The sequence below is a fragment of the Pseudonocardia sediminis genome (assembly GCF_004217185.1).
Taxonomy (GTDB): Bacteria; Actinomycetota; Actinomycetes; order Mycobacteriales; family Pseudonocardiaceae; genus Pseudonocardia; species Pseudonocardia sediminis.
Genome location: NZ_SHKL01000001.1, coordinates 3,434,468 through 3,453,081, shown reverse-complemented (window position 1 = coordinate 3,453,081; position 18,614 = coordinate 3,434,468). Strand labels below are relative to the sequence as shown.

At 73.2% G+C, this 18,614-nt stretch carries 15 protein-coding genes; 3 read left to right on the top strand and 12 right to left on the bottom strand.

What is annotated here, in order from left to right:
• Positions 1-7: 7 nt before the first annotated feature.
• From EV383_RS15970 to EV383_RS15950, 5 genes are all read right to left on the bottom strand, one after another.
• Positions 8-508, bottom strand: a complete 501-nt coding sequence (locus tag EV383_RS15970; protein WP_207223544.1) for a pyridoxamine 5'-phosphate oxidase family protein — start codon at positions 506-508, stop codon at positions 8-10.
• Between the two features lie 21 nt (positions 509-529).
• On the bottom strand, positions 530-1,489 hold the full coding sequence (locus EV383_RS15965) for an SGNH/GDSL hydrolase family protein (protein WP_130290650.1): 960 nt from the start codon (positions 1,487-1,489) through the stop codon (positions 530-532).
• A gap of 134 nt (positions 1,490-1,623) precedes the next feature.
• Positions 1,624-4,347 (bottom strand): phosphotransferase, encoded by a 2,724-nt coding sequence (locus EV383_RS32660; protein WP_130290649.1) that lies wholly within the window; start codon positions 4,345-4,347, stop codon positions 1,624-1,626.
• Between the two features lie 155 nt (positions 4,348-4,502).
• On the bottom strand, positions 4,503-5,831 hold the full coding sequence (gene speD / locus EV383_RS15955; RefSeq protein WP_242623128.1) for an adenosylmethionine decarboxylase: 1,329 nt from the start codon (positions 5,829-5,831) through the stop codon (positions 4,503-4,505).
• 57 nt (positions 5,832-5,888) lie between these two features.
• On the bottom strand, positions 5,889-7,121 hold the full coding sequence (locus EV383_RS15950; protein WP_207223543.1) for a type III PLP-dependent enzyme domain-containing protein: 1,233 nt from the start codon (positions 7,119-7,121) through the stop codon (positions 5,889-5,891).
• A 138-nt stretch (positions 7,122-7,259) separates the two neighbouring features.
• Here EV383_RS15950 and EV383_RS15945 point away from each other — a divergent pair, with 138 nt between their 5' ends.
• Positions 7,260-8,426 (top strand): cobalamin-independent methionine synthase II family protein, encoded by a 1,167-nt coding sequence (locus EV383_RS15945; protein WP_130290647.1) that lies wholly within the window; start codon positions 7,260-7,262, stop codon positions 8,424-8,426.
• A gap of 22 nt (positions 8,427-8,448) precedes the next feature.
• The gene (locus tag EV383_RS15940; protein WP_130290646.1) at positions 8,449-8,937 is read left to right on the top strand and encodes a pyridoxamine 5'-phosphate oxidase family protein; all 489 of its coding nucleotides are present in this window, start codon (positions 8,449-8,451) and stop codon (positions 8,935-8,937) included.
• A 253-nt stretch (positions 8,938-9,190) separates the two neighbouring features.
• Here the strand turns inward: EV383_RS15940 and EV383_RS15935 are convergent, their stop codons facing one another.
• Both EV383_RS15935 and EV383_RS15930 read right to left on the bottom strand, forming a co-directional pair.
• A complete protein-coding gene (locus tag EV383_RS15935) occupies positions 9,191-10,207 on the bottom strand; it encodes an acyl-CoA dehydrogenase family protein (protein ID WP_130290645.1) in 1,017 nt (338 codons plus the stop codon).
• A complete protein-coding gene (locus tag EV383_RS15930; RefSeq protein ID WP_242623127.1) occupies positions 10,207-11,388 on the bottom strand; it encodes an acyl-CoA dehydrogenase family protein in 1,182 nt (393 codons plus the stop codon). The genes EV383_RS15935 and EV383_RS15930 overlap by 1 nt, the downstream gene beginning before the upstream one ends.
• 151 nt (positions 11,389-11,539) lie before the next feature.
• Here EV383_RS15930 and EV383_RS15925 point away from each other — a divergent pair, with 151 nt between their 5' ends.
• Positions 11,540-13,012, top strand: a complete 1,473-nt coding sequence (locus EV383_RS15925; protein ID WP_130290643.1) for an NAD-dependent succinate-semialdehyde dehydrogenase — start codon at positions 11,540-11,542, stop codon at positions 13,010-13,012.
• A gap of 64 nt (positions 13,013-13,076) precedes the next feature.
• Here the strand turns inward: EV383_RS15925 and EV383_RS15920 are convergent, their stop codons facing one another.
• From EV383_RS15920 to EV383_RS15900, 5 genes are all read right to left on the bottom strand, one after another.
• Positions 13,077-13,391, bottom strand: coding sequence for a hypothetical protein (locus EV383_RS15920; protein WP_130290642.1), 315 nt, complete (start codon positions 13,389-13,391; stop codon positions 13,077-13,079).
• Positions 13,388-15,388: a hypothetical protein gene (locus tag EV383_RS31210; protein WP_165438367.1), complete on the bottom strand. Its 2,001-nt coding sequence runs from the start codon at positions 15,386-15,388 to the stop codon at positions 13,388-13,390. The genes EV383_RS15920 and EV383_RS31210 overlap by 4 nt, the downstream gene beginning before the upstream one ends.
• A 32-nt stretch (positions 15,389-15,420) precedes the next feature.
• A complete protein-coding gene (locus EV383_RS15910) occupies positions 15,421-16,935 on the bottom strand; it encodes a lipopolysaccharide biosynthesis protein (protein WP_130290641.1) in 1,515 nt (504 codons plus the stop codon).
• A gap of 25 nt (positions 16,936-16,960) precedes the next feature.
• Positions 16,961-17,338, bottom strand: a complete 378-nt coding sequence (locus EV383_RS15905) for a hypothetical protein (RefSeq protein WP_130290640.1) — start codon at positions 17,336-17,338, stop codon at positions 16,961-16,963.
• Between the two features lie 72 nt (positions 17,339-17,410).
• The gene (locus tag EV383_RS15900) at positions 17,411-18,433 is read right to left on the bottom strand and encodes a glycosyltransferase family 2 protein (RefSeq protein ID WP_130290639.1); all 1,023 of its coding nucleotides are present in this window, start codon (positions 18,431-18,433) and stop codon (positions 17,411-17,413) included.
• Between the last annotated feature and the right edge of the window lie 181 nt (positions 18,434-18,614).

Genomic DNA, 18,614 nt, shown 5'->3' with positions numbered 1-18,614 from the left:
GGCGGTCCTACCCGCGCGTTCCCCCGCGCCCGTCGCCGGCGATCCGGCGGGAGTCGTGGGTCTGCGGGAACGACACCGGTTCGACCCGGATCAGCACGCGGCCCGGGCTGTCGAGCAACGTGTGCAGCCGCTGCGCGCCGGCGGGCGCCAGGTGCTCGCTCATCCGCGGCAGCATCCGGGCCCGGGTCTCGGCGTCGTCGTGGACGGTTGCGTGCCCCTTGACCCGGACCATCCGGCGACCGTCGAGGTCGGTGCCGAGGCTGGAGATCACCAGCCCGACGCGCGGGTCGCGGCGCGCGGCCCGGACCTGGGCCCGGGTACCGACCGAGGTCAGCCAGAACACGCCGTCGTCGTAGAGGTGGCTCATCGTGACCCCGGCGGGCCAGCCGTCCTCGGCGGTGAAGACGAACGTGCACTCGCGGGCCGTCGTCGCCAGCTCCGTGATCAGGTCGCCTTCCAGGCGAGCCTGCTCCATCCGTTCGAGGTCCTGCTCACCGACGCGGGGCATGACCGGAGACCGTAGGTGTTCTCAGCTCCCGGCGGGAGGGGCGACCGGGACGCCGACGACCTCGCCGAGTGCGGCGGCCATGGCCCGCTCGCCCTGGGCGTTGGGGTGCACCGGGGCGGCCGGCGACGTCGGGACCAGGCCCTCGATCCACTTCTTGCCGGGCACCTGGCAGGCGTCGTGGCCGATGGTCGGGGTGTAGGTGTCGACGAAGTCGACGCCCGCGTCCTTCGCCTCGCCGGCCAGCATCGCGTTGAGCTTCTTCTCGGTCTCCCGCAGGTACGCGGTGTCACCGGCACTGAACGGGACGACCGGGTAGCAGCCGGGACCGGTGTCGGGAAGGATCGACGGATACCCGACGACCGCGACCCGGGCCTGCGGGGAGCGCTCCTTGATCTCGGAGAGCGCGTCGGCGATCTTCGAGGCGGTGCCGTCGATCCGGCCGGTCAGCTCGTCCTCGCCGCCCTTGCCGTAGAAGTCCTTGCACGCCGCACCCAGCAGGTTCGTCGACGACACCGACACGCACTTCTGGATGATGTCGCCGAAGCCGATGTCGTTGCCGCCGATGGTGAGCGTGACCAGACCCTCGGAGCCGGTCAGCGCGTCGTACTGCGGCGCGTTCGGGCCGGGGTTGACGGGCTGGGGCGCGGAGAAGTCGTCGGTCTTCGCACCGCTGCACGTGACGTCGACGAAGTCCTTCTGACCGGCCGACTTCGCGAGCACCGACGGGTAGTTCTGGTTCGAGCGCAGGCACCCTGCCGGCTGCCCGGTCTGCACCGGGACGAGCGGGCCGGCGGCGTAGGAGTCGCCGAGGGCGACGTAGCGGCCGATCGAGGAGACGTCGAGGTTGCGCGACGAGGTCGTCGCTGCCGTCAGCGTCGTCGGGGCCTCGGCCTGGGCCGGGGCCAGTGCACCCATCCCCGCGGAGGTCAGCAGCGTCATCGACGCCACGGCGATCCAGCGGGCGGGGCGGGGACGACGCACGGTTGACGGACCTCCAGCTCGGCTCCCGGCGACGATCACCGGTCTGTCCGGCTCAACGAGGCGGTGAGGACGGGGTTACGCACCGTCGCGATTGCCGGTCGGGTGATCGTCGGCGACCGACCGGCCACGCAGGGTCAGGCCGACGCGGCCGGGTCCGGGCCCACCGGGGCCCCGTTCCCGGACGGACGGTCGCCTCTCCCCTCGTTCCCGGGCCGCGGGCGCGGGGCGGTGCGCGACGGCGCCATCACCGGCCTGCCCGGTGGCTCGCCCGCGGCCGGATGCGGGGCGGCACCGGTGCCCGGACGCCCGGCCTGCGGCCCGGGACCGTCGGCCGGGGCCGCGACCGACGCGGCGTCCGGTCGTGGCGGAGCCGGCATCGGGCGGGGCGGGACGGCCGGCATCGGCCGGGGACGGGGCGGCGGGGAGGACGGGGCCGCTCCCCGGTTCCGGGCCGGTGCGCCGGGCACCGGGGCGACCGCGCCGGTGGCGGACGGCACGGCCATCGAGACCGTCGGGCCGTCCAGACCGCGGGCGGACGGTTCCGGCCGCGATCCCCCGAGCAGCGCGGGGACCTGTCTGAGCACCATCCGCACGTTGCGCCGGTTCCAGACCGGGTTCGACGCGTACTGGGTGGACTTCGTCGCGGTCTTGGACACGTGCTGCAGCCAGCCCAGGAGCAGCAGCACCCGGGTGTCGACGAGGTCGGAGCCGAGCATCCGCTGGGTGCGCCCGAGCAGCACGTGGTGCTCCGGCGGATCCGCGGACAGCCAGCGCAGCAGCTGCGGTCCGAGCTCCTGCTCGTCGCCCATCGCGACCGAGAGCTGGAAGAACACGACCAGGTCCAGGACCTGCAGGCCGTCGCGCTCGGCGTCGCACCAGTCGATCACGGCGCTGATCCGGCCGTCGGCGGTGGTGAGCACGTTGACCGGGTTGTAGTCGCCGTGCGACCAGCCGACCGAGATCCGCCTGCCGCGCAGCCCGGCGTCGAGGGCGTCGGCGAGGACCTGCACGTCGTCGTGCATCGGGCGGGGCACGATGCCCCGGACGACGTCGAGCGGGTCGTGCACGAAGCGGCGCAGCTCGGCGTCGCCGGCCTCGACGACCCGGCCGGTGCGGCGGTGCAGCTCACCGATCGTGGCCACTGCGCTGGACTGGAACGTCCGCCGGGTGTGCGGGTCGCGCAGGGCCCCGAGCCCGATGTCGCCGCCGAGACGGGACTCCATCACGCAGTAGCTGCCACCGACGTCACCGTCGCCGAGCACCACCGGGACCAGCTCGGCCCAGCGACCCAGGCGGGGATCGGCGTGCAGCTCGGCGAGGACCTCGGTCTGGTGGCGCAGCGCGTCCTGGCTGCGCGCGGTGTCGCTGGCCTTGAGCAGCGCGCCCGGACCGTCCTCCGGCCCGATCCCGACCACGACCGACTCCGACCCGCCGGAGAGGACCTCGCGGACCTCCCAGTGCCCGGAGTCCTCCGGTCCGGTGCTGCTGATCGCCTTCGTCCCGACCCGGCGCAACAGGGCGGCGCTGCGCGCGGCGTCGATCCGGGTGCCCAGCAGCGGCGGCAGCCACGGCGCCTGCCCGACGAGGATCACGCTCACCACCACGAGCTGCCCGAGCAGCCAGCCGATGCCGACGGCCAGGATGCCCAGCATCGGCATCAGCAGCCACGACGTCACGATCACGATCGACGCGATCGACGCCGGCACCGCGAACTGGACGCCGGTGCGCCGCCGGACCCGCGCCGCGCTCATCGTCGCCGAGGTCACGCAGTTCGGGATGGCGGCCAGCGCCACCAGGATCAGGGTGCCGACCCCGCTGTCGCGGTACTCGGTGCCGAAGACCGACAGGATCCACGGCGACCCGACGATCAGCACGACCGAGGCCGGCACGACGAGCGTCAGCGAGCGCATGACCATGGCCCGGCGTGCGGCCTCGACCCTGCCGGGGTCGGTCGCGTTGTGCGCGATCATCGACTGGCCCATCCCGGAGGCGACCAGGAACAGCGACATCCCGAACTGCCAGACGATGTTCCAGACCGCCGCGGACTCGCCGCCGAGCCGGGTGCCGACCAGCACCGTCATGCCGGTGAGGGCGGCCTGCCAGAAGATCGCGCCGGCGTAGTCGCCGCGGACGAACCGCCCGACCGCGCCGAGCGTGATCGGCATCGCCTCGCCGGCCCGCTCCCGGCCGTGCGCGGGCAGCACCCGCAGCAGCAGCCAGGCGTTGACCACGACGACCATGACGGCGGTCGCGACGACCCAGGAGATCGCGATGCCGCCGTCGACGGCGATCACCGCGGCCACGACCAGGAGCACGATCTTCAGGACGGCGAAGACGGCGTTCTCCAGCGGGACCACCGTCGCGCGGCGGACGGCGGTGAGCACGTAGTCCTGCACGGTGAAGATCGCCCAGACCGGGGCGGCGACCATGAAGAACAGGACGAGCCGGCCCTGCCCGAGGAGCTCGACCGCCTCCGGCGCCCAGATCCCGGCCCCGAGCGCGAACAACCCGCCGACCAGCGAGCTGAGCACGGCCGCGACGGCGTAGCCGCCGAGCACCAGGCGCCGCGACACCGCCCCGGCGACCGGGACGAACCGCAGCAGCGCGTGCGTCATGTTGAGGTGGGCGACGCCGCCGATCAGCATCATCGCCGAGAGCAGCGTGGAGTTCCGGCCCACCGTCTCGACGTCGAACGTCCGGGCGGCGACGGCCCAGTACGCCAGCCCGACCAGTGCGGTCAGGCCGGAGCTGAACACGAGGGCCAACCCGTCGCGGTTCGCCGGGGAGCTCCAACCGCGGACCAGGGACCCCAGGGACCGGGGGCCGGGGACCCCCGGTCCGACGGAGGCGTCGGGCACGATCGCCAGACTAGCAACCCCCGTTCAGGGGTTCTCCGGCGAACTCCGGCTGAACACGCGGAATCGTGTGCGCGACCGGAGGGCGAATCCGGTTCGTCCCGCTGGTCCGGTAGGGCACCCCGGCCGGGTCCGGCCGGGGTGCCGTCAGGCTCCGGTCACTCCGTGAGACGTCGCAGCGACAGCGGCGCGACGAGCCGGTGACGCAGGCTGGTCTCGTCGATCGTCTCCGGCCGCGACGGCGCCTGGGCCAGCCGCGCGGCGGTCACCTCGCCGGGGTCGCCCGGGTCGGAGCGCACGCCGGCCAGGAACGCCCACTCGTGCTCCTCGCAGCCGATGTAGACCCCGCGCCCGCCGGTCGCGCCGAACACCGAGTCGAACCGGGTCCAGGCCGAGCGCAGCGTGGCGTCGCGCCAGACGGCCGGGCTGCCGGCCTGGAACACCAGCACCCCGCCGTCGGTGAGGCGGTCGGCGCAGGCGCGGACGAAGTCCTCGGCGTAGAGCAGGTTGATCTGGGCGTCGGGCTCGTCCGGGCGCTCGTCGGGGAGGTCGACGATGATCAGGTCCCAGTGCTCGGTCGAGTCGAGCACGAACTGCCGTCCGTCGGCGTAGGTCAGGCGGATCGGGCCGTCGCCGCGCTCGGCGGCGGCGAGGGTCTCCGGGGTGTAGCCGTAGGGCAGGTGCTCGGCGCAGATCCGCACACAGTCGGTGTCGATGTCGACGTGGTCGACGTGGCTCGCGCCCGCGGCGACGGCCATCTCGCTGGCCACGCCCTCGCTGGAGCCGACGATCAGCACCCGGTCGAGGTTGCGGGCGAGCATCGCGCCCGGCCAGACCAGCGCCTCGTGGTAGGTCAGCTGGGTGTGCTCGGTGCTCTGGCGCTCGTCGTCGCAGAACAGGGTGACGCCGTGCGCGGTGTCGGCGACCATCACGCGCTGGAACGGCGTCGCGGAGCTGTGGTGCACGGTGCCGAGGTCCCAGCGCCGGGTCAGGCCCTCGGAGATCGGCTCGGTGACGGTGCGCGGCACACCGCCGCGGGAGACGACCTGCAGCGCGGTGTCGCCTGCGCCGACTCCCTCGGCGAGCAGGCGGACCGCGGCGACCGGGTCGGCGTCGTCACCGCAGGTGAACACGTCGACGTGCATGCCGCCGAGCTCGGGCCAGGTGTGGATCGACGCGTGCGACTCGGCGAGCACCGCGACGACCGTGACGCCCTGGGGCTCGAACGCCTCGACGACGATCTGACGCACCTGCGCGCCGGCCTCGGTCAGCGACCGTCCGAGGATCTCCCGCAGCCGGGCGGCGTCGTCCAGCAGACCCGGATCGATCCCGCCGAGCTCGGCCAGCACATGTCGGCCCACCGGATGCGACGACGTGGACAGGGTGGGGGCGTCCGGACCGGGGAGTCCGGCGACGAGGCTGCTGCCGTCACCCGCGACCTGCGCGGGGTGACGGTCGGTGATCGGGGCGGTGAAGGACGGTGACACGTCGGAAACGGTAACCGTCGGGTGTCGGGGGTGTCCTCCCCCATCGGGCTCCTTTGATCACTCCTTGAGGCTGCAGGGCGTGGGGTGCAGCACACCGGCGGGGGTCGCCGGTACCTCCGGAGCGGTGTCGGCGACGACGACCGTCAGGGGCCCGAACCCGTTGAACCCGACCGAGGCGTAGCTGGAGGTGTACGCGCCGGTGTGCAGGAGGTCGACGAGATCGCCGGCCCGCAGGTCCAGCGGCAGGGCGCACGGGGTGCGGCGGTAGATCACATCGTCGCCGTCGCAGGTGGGGCCGGCGATCACCACCGGGCCGGGGGCACCGGTGCGGCCCGGGACGCGCAGCGGGTAGCCGATCGCCTCGCCCTCGGTCTCGGCCAGCCCCTGGTAGCGGCCGACGTCGAGGTAGACCCACCGGCGGTGGTCGACGCCCGGCCGTCGCGACACCCGCAGCACCCGCGAGCGCAGCACCCCCGCCTCGGCGACGAGCGCGCGTCCGGGTTCGAGCAGCAGGTCCGCGCCCTCGACGTCCCCGGCCGCGACGGCGGCCGACACCGCGCCGTCGACGGCGGCGGCGAACTCCTCCGGCCCGGCGACCCCGGACCGGTAGGGCACCGGCCAGCCGCCGCCCAGGTCCAGCTCGGGGCGGCGCAGGCCGGCCCGTCCGGCGACCCCCAGCGCGAGCGCGACGGCGTCGGCGTAGGTGCCGGGCAGCGTCTGCTGCGAGCCCGCGTGGAACGTCACCCCGGCCGCGGTCAGCCCGGCGTCGGCGACGGCGGCGAGCAGCCGCACGGCCTCGTCGGGCAACGCTCCGAACTTGCCGAAGAACGGGGTCGCCGACCCGGCGTCGGCGACCATCAGCCGCACCAGCACCCGCGAGCCCGGTGCCTCGACGGCGAGCTGCTCGACGTCCTCGACGCTGTCGGTGACGAACCGTCGCACCCCCAGCGCGTACGCGGCCGCGGCGGCTCCCGGCCCGCGGACGGGGTTGCCGTGCTGGATCAGGTCCGGGTCCGCGCCGGCGGCCACGCACAGGCGGATCTCCTCGTGGCTCGCGACGTCGAACCCGCTCCCCCGCGCCACCAGTGCCGCCAGCACCGACGGCTCCGGGCACGCCTTGACCGCGTAGAGCATCCGCGCCGGGGCGAACGCCGCGGCCAGCCGGTCGTGGCGGTCGGCGACGACCTGCGGGTCCAGCGCGAGATAGGGCGTCGGCCGGTCGGACCCCAGGAGCCGTTCCAGAGCCGGGGACGGCGCGGGCGGCGGGACGGACGACGGTTCGGTGCGCACGTCCGAGATCCTCTCCCGCGCACCGGTCCCGCGCTCCACCCCGGTCCCCGTGCGCGGACATCGCCGCGGCGCTCCGGTTCCCCGTGCGGGAACGCACGCCTGTCACCGGCGGTCCGGGCGCCCTACCGTCCCGGAACCATGCAGCGCAGCACCGACCGCATCCTGACCACGCACGTCGGCAGCCTCGGACGGCCGCACGACCTGCTCGAGATCATGCGGGAGAAGGAGCACGGCCGCCCCTACGACGCCGACGGCTACGCCAAGCGCGTCACCGGCGCGGTGGACGAGGTCGTCGCCTCCCAGGTCGGCGCCGGCATCGACGTCGTCACCGACGGCGAGATGAGCAAGGTCAGCTTCCTGACCTACGTCAAGGACCGCCTGGCCGGGTTCTCCGCCGGCGCGGGCGAGAAGCTCATGCCGCCGTCGTGGCAGGTCGAGATCGACGCGTTCCCGGACTACTACGCCGGCTACCTGGGCAAGTACAAGGACCAGGTCAGCCCCATGACCACGATGGTCTGCAACGCGCCCGTCAGCTACGACGGCCACGAGCAGCTCGCGATCGACGTCGCCAACCTGCGCGCGGCGATCGCCGCCCAGCCGGAGGGGTCGGTCACCGAGGCGTTCCTGCCCTCGACCAGCCCGAGCGGGTTCGGCCGCAACGAGTACTACGGCTCCTACGGCGAGTACCTCTCCGCCGTCGCCGAGGCCCTGCGCGAGGAGTACCTGGGGATCATCGACGCCGGTTTCGTGCTGCAGGTCGACGACCCCTGGCTGATCGAGTACCTCTCGGAGAACCCGGCCACCACCCCGGAGCAGCGACGCCGCGACGCCGAGCAGCACATCGAGATCCTCAACCACGCCCTGCGCGGGATCCCGCCGGAGAAGATCCGCCTGCACACCTGCTACGGCCTCAACCACGGCCCGCGGATCCACGACCTGGACTTCCGCGACATCGCCCCACTCATGCTCAAGGTGAACGCGGGCGCCTACTCCTTCGAGGTCGCCAACCCACGCCACCAGCACGAGTGGAAGATCTGGCGCGACATCGCCCTGCCCGAGGGCAAGATCCTCATCCCGGGTCTGCTCGGGCACGCGACGAACTACGTCGAGCACCCGGAGCTGATCGCCGACACTCTCGAGCTCTACGCCGGGATCGTCGGGCGGGAGAACGTCGTCGCGGGCGCGGACTGCGGGTTCTCCTCGCGGGCCTCGTTCCACCCCGAGGTGCACCCGAGCGTCGTCTGGGAGAAGTTCCGGGCCCTCTCGGCCGGTGCGAAGCTCGCCACCGAGCGGCTCTGGGGCTGATCACGCGCGTTACCGTCGGCACATGACGGAGCAGTCCCAGGCAGCACAGGAACCGAAGCCCCAGCGCCGCATGCGCAAGATCGCCATGACCTCCGAGGAGGTCGACGCGTTCCTCGCCGAGCAGCGCACCTGCCGTGCCGCCACCAACGGCACGAACGGCCCGCACGCCACCCCGCTCTGGTACCTCTGGGACGCCGGTGCGCTCTGGTTCTCGACGCTGTCGAAGAGCCAGCGCTGGACCGACCTGCAGGCCGACCCGCGGATCGCGGTCGTCGTCGACGCCGGTCACGACTACGCCGAGCTGCGCGGCGTGGAGATCCGCGGGACCGTCGAAGTGGTCGGCGAGGTGCCGCGCACCGGCGAGCCGAACGAGACCCTCGAGCGCGTCGAGCGGCTCATGGGTGAGCGCTACTTCAACGGCTCCTACGGCCACGACGGCCGTCACGCCTGGATGCGCGTCAACCCCGACAAGATCACCAGCTGGGATTTCCGCAAGATCCCCCAGGGCTGACCCCCCGGGCCCGCCGGACTGCACGAGAGCTCCGTCCGTCCAACCGGGGTGGACGAGAGCTCCGTTCGTGCAACCCACACTCGTGGCCCTGGTGCCGGGCCCCGGCTACGCGAGAGCCCCGTCCGTCCAAACGGGCTGGAGGGGAGCTCCGCTCGCGCACCCACGCTCGTGGCCCTGGTGCGGGCCCCGGCTATGCGAGAGCCCCGTTCGTCCAGCCGATCCGGACGAACGGGGCTCTCGTGTCAGCCGAGGGTCAGGGGGTGCCGGTGACCAGTGGCCAGAGGCCGTCGGGGCCGGCGTTCAGGGCGCGGGTGCCGACGACGCCGTTCCAGTAAGAGTCGTTGCCGTCCTCGTCGCGCCAGGCCCACAGACGCGTGGTGGTCAGGCGCAGGTCGTGCTCGCGGGTGAAGCCGATCGCGCCGTGCACCTGGTGCGCGATCCGGGCCACCGCGGTGGCGCTCGCCCCGCACCGGGACTTGGCGGCGGCGATCGCGAACGTCGTCGCGTCGTCGGCGAACCCGCGGTCCGACGCCGTGCGCGCCGCGGCGGCGGAGGCGGCGGCCGCGGCGGCGACCTCGGACCCGGCCTCGGCGAGCTGCTGCTGCACGGCCTGGAACTTCGCGATCGGACGGCCGAACTGCACCCGCTCCCCCGCGTAGCCGATCGAGCGGGCCAGCGCGCCGCGGGCGGCCCCGGCCAGCAGCAGCGAACGGCCCAGCGCGGCCCGCAGCGCGAGCTCCTCGGCGGCGCCGTCCGGGGCGTCACCGGCGGCGAGCGGGGTGGCACCGGAGGCGACGAGCGTGTCCCGCGGCTCCTCGGCGACGTTCGTGCCCTCGTGCACGGTCAGCGCCGACGGCGACAGCACGACGACCCGCGCCCCGGTGAGCACGACGACCGTGGAGACCGCCCGGCCCCACGGCACGCGCGGCAGCGTCCCGGACACGGTGCCGTCCGCGGCGACGTCGAGGTCGGCGGCGACGGCCACCAGCGGCCCGTCCGGGACGTCCAGGCCGGCGGCGTGGGCGAGCCAGCCACCGAGCAGGTCGGTCTCGGCCAGCGGCACCCGCGCCGCGTGCGCGCCCGCGGCCTCGAGCAGCGCGGCGGCGTCGGCGAGCGTGCCCTCGCTGCCCCCGGCCGACTCGGGCAGCGTCATCCGGGCCAGGCCGGTCTGCTCGCAGGTCTTCCAGAGGTCGGTGTCGAGGCCGACGGCGTCACGGTCGTAGGCGTCGACGAAGACCGACTCGGCCAGTTCTCGCAGCTCAGAACTCATCAGCGCAGCCCCATCCCCCGCGCGACGATGCCGCGCAGGACCTCGTTCGTGCCGCCGCGCAGCGTGAAGCCGGGGGCGTGCTGGACGGCCTCGGCGAGCAGCCGGGCGAAGCCGGGCTCGGCGCCGGGGTCCGGCGGGATGTCGACGAGCAGGCGCGAGGCGTCGACGATCTCGTTCTCGTAGCGGGTGCCGAGGTCCTTGACCAGCGCCGCCGCCAGCTCCGGGGCCTCGCCGGACTCCAGCGCCCCGGCCACGGCCAGCGACATCCGCCGCAGCGTCCACAGCCGCGAGACCAGCGCGCCGATCTCCCGGCGGGTACCCGCGTCGACGTCCGACGCTTTCCCCAGCTCCCCCACCAGGGAGGCGAGCAGCGGGAACGTCGAGAGGAACCGCTCCGGCCCGGACCGCTCGAACGCCAGCTCACCGGTCACCTGGGCCCAGCCCGAGCTCAGCTCGCCGAAGACCATCTCGTCCGGGATGAACACGTGGTCGAACACGACCTCGTTGAAGTGGTGCGCCCCGGTGAGCAGGGGGATCGGACGGATCGTGATGCCCGGGCGGTCCAGCTCGACGAGGAACTGCGACAGGCCGGCGTGCCGGTTGTTCTCGTCCTTGGGCGAGGTCCGCACCAGGGCGAAGAACGCGTGCGCGTGGTGGGCACCGGACGTCCAGACCTTGGTGCCGGTCATCTCCCAGCCGCCGTCGACCCTGTCCGCGCGGGTGCGGACCGACGCGAGGTCGGACCCGGAGTCGGGTTCGGACATGCCGATGCCGAAGTAGATCTCGCCGCGGGCGATGCCGGGCAGGAATTTCCGCCGCTGCTCCTCGGTGCCGAAGCGCATCAGCGACGGTCCGATCTGACGGTCGGCGACCCAGTGCGCGGCCACCGGCGCCCCGGCGGCGAGCAGCTCCTCGGTCACGACGTAGCGGTCCAGCGCGGTACGTCCCTGCCCGCCGTACTCGGTGGGGATCGTCATCCCGAGCCAGCCCCGGGCCCCGAGGCGCTTCGAGAACTCGGCGTCCCAGCCCGAGAGCCAGACGTCGGCACCGGGCGTCCACTTCCCGGCCGCGCGTTCGGCAGCCAGGAACTCGCGTACCTCAGCGCGCAGCTGCGCCAGGTGGCCGGGCAGCTCCACCGGCTCCGGGACCAGCGCGGGCAACTTCGTCAGCGTCTCGCTCACCCCGCCATCCTGACCCATGGCGGCGCCGGTGGCACCGTCACCCGGGCGATGATCGGCGCGAGGTCGGCCACAGGCCCCGGCACGGCCGGGCGTCAGGCGGGACAGCGGATCCAGGAAGGACAGGGCCGGGTCCCGCAGGTACGTTGCGGCCATGACGAACGCCGACCGAGAGCGCACGATACTCGACGCCGTCCCGACCGGGCTGTTCATCGGAGGACGGTGGCGCGACGCGGAGAACGGGGCCACCGCGAAGGTGGAGGACCCGTCCACCGGCGAGGTGCTCACCGAGGTCGCCGACGCCTCCCCCGCCGACGGGATGGCCGCCCTCGACGCCGCCCACGCCGCCCAGCCGACGATCGCGGCCCTGCCGCCCCGGCAGCGCAGCGAGATCCTCTACCGCGCCTACCAGCTGCTGCACGAGCGGGCCGACGACCTCGCCCTGCTCATGACGCTGGAGATGGGCAAGCCGCTGGCCGAGGCCAAGGGCGAGGTCGTCTACGCGAGCGAGTTCCTGCGCTGGTTCGCCGAGGAGGCCGTCCGGATCGACGGCGGCTACCAGGTCGCGCCGAACGGCCTGACCCGCTTCCTCACGATCCGCCAGCCGGTCGGCGTCTGCGTGTTCGTGACGCCGTGGAACTTCCCGCTGGCCATGGGCACCCGCAAGATCGCCCCGGCGATCGCGGCCGGCTGCGCGTCGATCATCAAGCCGGCCCCGCAGACGCCGCTGACGATGCTCGCCTTCGGGCAGATCCTCGCCGACGCCGGTCTGCCCGACGGCGCCCTGAACGTCATCAACGCCACCGACGCCGGTGGCGTCATGGAGCCGATCATCCGTGACGGCCGGGCGCGCAAGATCTCCTTCACCGGGTCGACCCCGGTCGGCAAGAAGCTGCTGGAGCAGGCCGCGGACAAGGTCCTGCGCGCCTCGCTGGAACTGGGCGGCAACGCCTCGTTCATCGTCCTCGACGACGCCGACGTCGACGCCGCGATCGAGGGCGCCATGGTCGCGAAGATGCGCAACATGGGCGAGGCCTGCACCGCGGCCAACCGCTTCTACGTGCAGAGCGGCGTGGCCGGCGAGTTCGCCCGCAAGCTGGCCGAGAAGATGGGCGCTCTCAAGGTCGGCCGCGGCACCGAGGACGGCGTCCAGGTGGGCCCGCTGATCGACGGCAAGGGCCTGAACAAGGTCACCGACCTCGTCGCGGACGCGGTCGCGAACGGCGCCAAGGTCGCCATCGGCGGCACCGCCCAGGACGGGCCGGGCTACTTCTACCCGCCGACGGTGCTCACCGACGTGCCGGTGAACTCCCGGCTCAACCACGAGGAGATCTTCGGCCCGGTCGCGCCGATCACCGTCGTCGAGTCCGAGGAGCAGGCCCTCGACGCGGCGAACGCGACCGAGTTCGGGCTGGTCAACTACGTCTACACCCGCGACCTGAACCGGGCGCTGCGGATCTCCGAGCGACTGGAGAGCGGCATGATCGGGCTCAACACCGGCCTGGTGTCGAACCCGGCGGCGCCGTTCGGCGGGGTCAAGGAGTCCGGACTGGGCCGCGAGGGCGGCAACGTCGGGATCGACGAGTTCCTCGAGACCAAGTACGTGGCGATCGGCTTCTCCGGATAGCCGCCCCGCACGCACGAGAGCCCCGCACGGATCCGTGCCGGGGCTCTCGTGTGTGTCGGTCCGATCAGGGGTTGGCCGGAGCTGCGGGAGCGGCCGGGGCGGCGGGCGCCGCCGGCTGCGGGGCCACCGGCGCGGTGTCCGACGGCGTGCTGGTCTCCGCCGACCCGTTCAGGAGCATGCCGGTCAGCGTGAGACCGCCGTTGAGCGCGGCCAGTGCGATCAGCAGCACCACCGCCCCGGCCGCGGCCCACGTCAGGCCCCGCTGGGCGGCACCCGCGGTGTTCAGCCGTCCCCGGTTGGTCTCGACCACCCAGGCACGGGCGCCGAACAGGACGAGCACCAGCAGGAACGCCAGCCAGGTCAGTGCCGCGCCGATCACTGCGGCACCCCCTGGTCGTCCGCCGGGGCGGCCGGGGCCGCGGGAGCGGCCGGCGCCGGTGCCTGGGCCACCCGGACCAGGACCGCGGCGAACCCGTTCTGGTAGGTCGCCCGGTACTGCCCGGAGGCGATGAGCTGGTCGCGGATCTTCGTGCTCCAGCCCGGCGCCTCGCCGTTGAGCACGACGCCCTGCTTCTCGATCGACTCGTAGAACAGGATCGTCTGCGGCTGGATCTTGTCGATGCAGGGCAGCGGGTCGTTGGCGAGCTGCGTGCAGCCCTCCACGCCCGGCGCCTTGTTGTGCTCGCCGACGCCCTCGAGCTGGTAGGGGCCGACGTTGGACAGCGGCAGCACCAGCGAGTCCGGCGGGGCCTGGTCGTAGGCCGCCCGGGTCATCGCGACGTCCTCGGTGGTCACGTCCATGTAGGCGTCGTTGCCACCGCGGATGAGCACCAGCACCGGGAACAGGACGAGCATCCCGACCGCGAGCGCGATCTCCCGTCTCCGGTCCGCCCGCACGAACGCGCGCAGCGCGTCCACGCCGAGGATCGCCAGGACGGGCAGACCGTAGAGGATGACGCGCAGCAGCAGCTCGCCGCCGTAGCTCTGCACGGCCGCCATGCCCATCGGCACCACGGCCAGCAGGATCGGCACCAGGTCCCGGCGCCGCTTCCAGTAGACCCACGCCCCCGCGATCGCGAGCAGCCAGGTCAGGACCGGCATGACGGCGCGGAGCAGTTTCACCACGAGCTGGCCGGTGTCACCCTGCAGCCGTTCGAAGAAGCCGGCCTCGATCGCGCCGCCCTCGTCGCTGCCACCGGTGATCATCGAGATCTGGGTCATCCAGAAGTCCCGGCCCGCGATCAGGATGTAGATCACCACGGCCAGGATCCCGATGATCACCAGGCCACGGCCCCGGAAGCGTCCGACGACCGCGAGCACGACCAGCTGGCCGATGATGGCGAACGGCGTCAGCTGGTGGGTCGGGGCGATCGCGAGCAGGCACAGCGAGGCGCTGAAGTAGATCAGCAGGAGCTGGCGCGCCGGCAGGGTCGGGTTGTTCGGTGGCGTCATCGCACTGACCAGCCATCGCCGCCATCGCGGCAGCCGGGGCGCGTCCTTGTGCGCCCGTGGCCAGCCCGCGGCGCCGGCGGTGTCGGTCCGCCGGGTCGCCAGCGGGCCGAGGGCGAAGGTCAGCACGGTCAGCAGCAGCACGATCGCGGTCGCCTGCGGGGAGAAGTAGTCCTGCTCGATCCAGTTCAGGCCGAGGAACAGCCAGGCCGCGACCCACGGCGCGCGGGTGCCGCCGAGCATCGAGCGGGCGAGTGCGTAGACACCGATCGCCCAGACCGCGACGACGGCGGGCGGGTACCAGCGCAGGACGAGGTCGAGGTTGTCGGCGCCGGCGGCGTCGCGGATCCACGCCCACTGGGCGAAGAACGCGGGCCAGTAGAACCGCGCGTCGATGCCGGTCGGCGGGACACCGGTGCCGGACAGCGCGTCGACGAAGCCGCCGATCAGCCAGGCGGTGGTGAACCGGGCCTGCGGCTGCACGACCGAGGGCATGCCGAAGCTGCACAGGATCAGCACACCGGTCGCGGCACCGAGCATCGGGATCCGCGGGCGCTTCGACCACAGCTCGACCACACAGGCGGCGACCGCGAGCCCGAGCGAGAGCCAGGCGAACGGCGAGAGGACCGCGGCCAGACCCCAGCCCCCGAGGTTCTCCAGGTCCGTGGTGGCCGCGGCGATCGGCAGCAGCACCACCGCGAGCACGGCGAGGACCGGGGAGCCCCAGATCCACAGCGGGGACAGCGGCTCGGCCGGTCCCGGCGCCGGGGTCGGCGGGCGGGGCGTGTCGGACGAGGACTCCCCCGGCGGGCGCGGCGACGGCGGGCGGACCGCCGTCGTCGGCGCGTCCAGCGGGTTCGCCGGGCGCCTCGGGTCCAGGTACTGGGTGGACTCCGCGGACCGCGTCGACGACGCGGATGCGGTCACCTGGTCGGGTCCCGTTCTGCGGGTCTCCGACGTCACGACTTCACCTCCGGGCGGAACCGGCGCCGCAGCGTCGGAAGGAACATCACGACAAGCGCGCAGAGCGCCTGGACCACCACGTAGCCGATGACCACGGGCATGAGCAGGGTATCGAGCGGCACCTCGCCGAACACACCCAGCGGGACGAACGCGGCCACGGCGAGGATCAGCCCGGTGTTGGTCAGCTGGATCCGGGCGAAGCCCATGCCGTCGCCGGAGGCCTGGCGCTGGGCCAGCTCGAAGACGACGAGCAGCCGGAACGCGAGCCCGATCATCAGCACGGCCAGCGCCGGCGCGGCCGCCGCGTAGCCCTCGCCGAGGATCGACAGCACCGGGTAGCCCAGTGCGGCACCGAGTGCGAGCACCGGCAGGAACAGGATCAGCATGCGCTTGCGAGCCGACCGGGCCAGCTCGGCGGCCCGGTGCGGTTCGCGCGCGGTGTGCACCGACAGCGAGTTCATGAAGAACACCGCGGCGATGTCGACGACGGTCACCGCCTGCCAGCAGATGAAGAACGCGGCACCGGCCTCGTTGCCCAGGCGCAGGTTCACCAGCAGCGGGACCTGGTTGTAGAGCAGGGCGTTGCCGAGCTGGGCCAGCGCGGTCGGCCCGAGGAAGCGCAGGGCCTCCTCGCGGCTGGGCAGCACACCCGGGCCGCTCCGTGCGGCGTAGCGCCGGACGATGAACCAGATGACGACCGAGCCACCGGCGATCCAGAGCACGATCGGGACGACCCAGCTCAGCACCATGCCCTCGGCCGCGTAGGCCGAGCCGAGCAGGAGCAGCAGTCCGATCCGGACGACGGCGAACGTCCCGTTGCGCCACACCGCCACCCACGGCCGTCCGAGCGCGACGACGATGAAGTCGTGCACGACGAACACGCCCCAGCCCGCACAGGCCAGGACGAGCAGGAGCAGCCCGAACCCGAACGACCCGTCCGCACCGGCGGCCGTCTCGGCGATGCTCGGGACGATGATCCCGTAGACCAGCCCGATCAGGCCGGACAGCGGCATGATGAGCAGCAGCGACGCCCAGACGAGGCGGACCGACTTCTTGCCCGCCCCGGGGAGCCAGCGCATCAGGCCGATCCCGAGGTTCAGCTGCGCGGCCCCGCCGATCAGCTGGAACGCCGAGACGAACTCCGTCGCCCGGCCGACCTCGGCCTGCGGCATGATCCACGCCGCGATCAGCCAGCTCAGCAGACCGGCGACCGAACCGAGCGCCGACGCGATGGACAGCGCGAGGCCGTCGCCGATCTTGCCGTTCTGCGGGTCGTCCCCGGTCGTCCCGGACTCCCCGGGAGACGTCGGGGGCGGCGCGGACGGATCCCCGGTGACGGGGATGCGGTCGGTCGGCGGCTCCGCGGGCGAGGTGACGGCCAGACGCTGCGTCGCCTCGGAGTCGGGTCCGGCCGGCTGCGGCGCGCCCGTGGCGCGGCCCGGTACGGCACCGTCCGGCAGGCGATACGGGTTCAGGCGCGACGTCGGCAGGTCGCCGACGGGCCTCACCACGGGGCCACCGCCGCCGGGGCAGCCCTCACTGGGCGACCACCGCGTGCCGCAGCAGGAACGGGACGCTGATCAGCGTCATCACGAACAGGGCGACGCTCGGGTACCAGGCACCGAAGCTGACCATGATCTGCGCGACCAGCAGCGTGCTCGCGACGCCGACGCCGACCGTGAGCAGCCAGACGTGCGCGGCGGGAGCACGGCGGAGGAACCCCGCGGCGGCCCAGCCGGGGCCCAGCAGCAGGAACGCGATGGTCAGCAACAGGCGCACGTCGCCGATCACACCGCCGGTCGACCCGATCAGGTTCAGGGCGCAGGCCAGCACCCCGGCGACCACCAGGGCGATGGCGACCCCGCGACGGGCCGTGCGGGCTCGTGTCAGCTCGGCCGACGACGGCATGCTCACCGCGGGACTCCCCTTCTCCACGACGGCCGGGGCGCGGAACGGTGTTCCGCTCCCCGGAGTACTACTCGGGCGTCAGGACGCCTCTTCACCCCATGCGTACCGCACGCCGACGGCGTCCGATCGGGCGGCCCCGTCGGTCCCGGTCGGACGGTGGCCGTTCTCCTGCGGACGGTGCGCCCGCGGGGTCGGCGAGGGCGTCATCGGCCGCGCACCGTTGCCCTCGTGGGCGACCGGCGGGACCGACGCGGTGGAAGGCAGAGTGGTCTGCACCGTCGGCGGCTCGACGTAACGACGGCCGTTCACCGGTGCGGAGGCCTCCGCCTGCGGCACCGCGGTCGGCGCCGGCGTCGACGGGGACGCCGCGGGCGGGACCGGCATCGCGGTCCGGTTGGCGCGCTTGCGCTCCGAGGCCAGCGTCCGCAGCACGCGCGTGCCGTCGGCGAAGGTGCGCAGGTTCGTCTGACCGAACATCCGCTCGCGCTCCATCGAGGGCACCTCGGTGATCGCGAGCCCGGCCGCGGCCACCCGGCAGTTCAGCACGGTCTCGATCTCGAAGCCGTCGCCCCAGTGCATCGTGCCGTCCGCACGCGGCGGCAGGTCGACCTCGGGGAGGTCGAGCAGCGGCAGGACGTCGGACCAGAAGGCGTTGTACCCGTAGCAGAGGTCGGTGTACCGGGTCCCGAACAGCGCGTTGGCCACGCCGTTGAGCCCGTAGTTCCCGCCCTTGCGCAGCAGGGTGATGTCGTCGCTGCCGCCCCCCCGGACGAAACGACTGCCCTTGGCGAAGTCGGCGCCGTCGATCAGCGCCTGGACGAACGCGGGGATCTCGGCCGGGTCGGCCGAGCCGTCGGCGTCGAACATGACGACGACGTCACCGGTGGCCGCGGCGAAACCGCAGGCCATCGCGTTTCCCTTGCCCTTGCGGGTCTGCATCACGATCCGCACGTCGGGCAGGACCCGGCGGGCGGTGTCCACGGTGCCGTCCTTCGAGTTGCCGTCGACGACGATCACCTCGTGCACGGCGGGCCGTACCGCGGCCACGGCCGGCAGGACGACCTCCAGGTTCCTGGCCTCGTTCCGTGTCGGAACGATCACCGAGACCCTGGGTCGGGATGGTCGTGTCGTGCGGGCAGGGCGCTGGTTCACCGGTCTCCCCCGATCGATCGGTCTGGGCGCGCAGTTGCGGGTGTTCTCATCGCATCGGTCGAGACGTCTCCGGGATCGCCGGACGTCACAGATGCCGACGTCTGCTGTATCTCTCGGGGCGCCGCTCGCG

Excerpts from the sequence above, each read along its gene's own strand:
- EV383_RS15970 (WP_207223544.1), bottom strand. The coding sequence starts at position 508 with ATGCCCCGCGTCGGTGAGCAGGACCTCGAACGGATGGAGCAGGCTCGC.
- EV383_RS15945 (WP_130290647.1), top strand. The coding sequence starts at position 7,260 with ATGCAGCGCAGCACCGACCGCATCCTGACCACGCACGTCGGCAGCCTC.
- EV383_RS15940 (WP_130290646.1), top strand. The coding sequence starts at position 8,449 with ATGACGGAGCAGTCCCAGGCAGCACAGGAACCGAAGCCCCAGCGCCGC.
- EV383_RS15935 (WP_130290645.1), bottom strand. The coding sequence starts at position 10,207 with ATGAGTTCTGAGCTGCGAGAACTGGCCGAGTCGGTCTTCGTCGACGCC.
- EV383_RS15925 (WP_130290643.1), top strand. The coding sequence starts at position 11,540 with ATGACGAACGCCGACCGAGAGCGCACGATACTCGACGCCGTCCCGACC.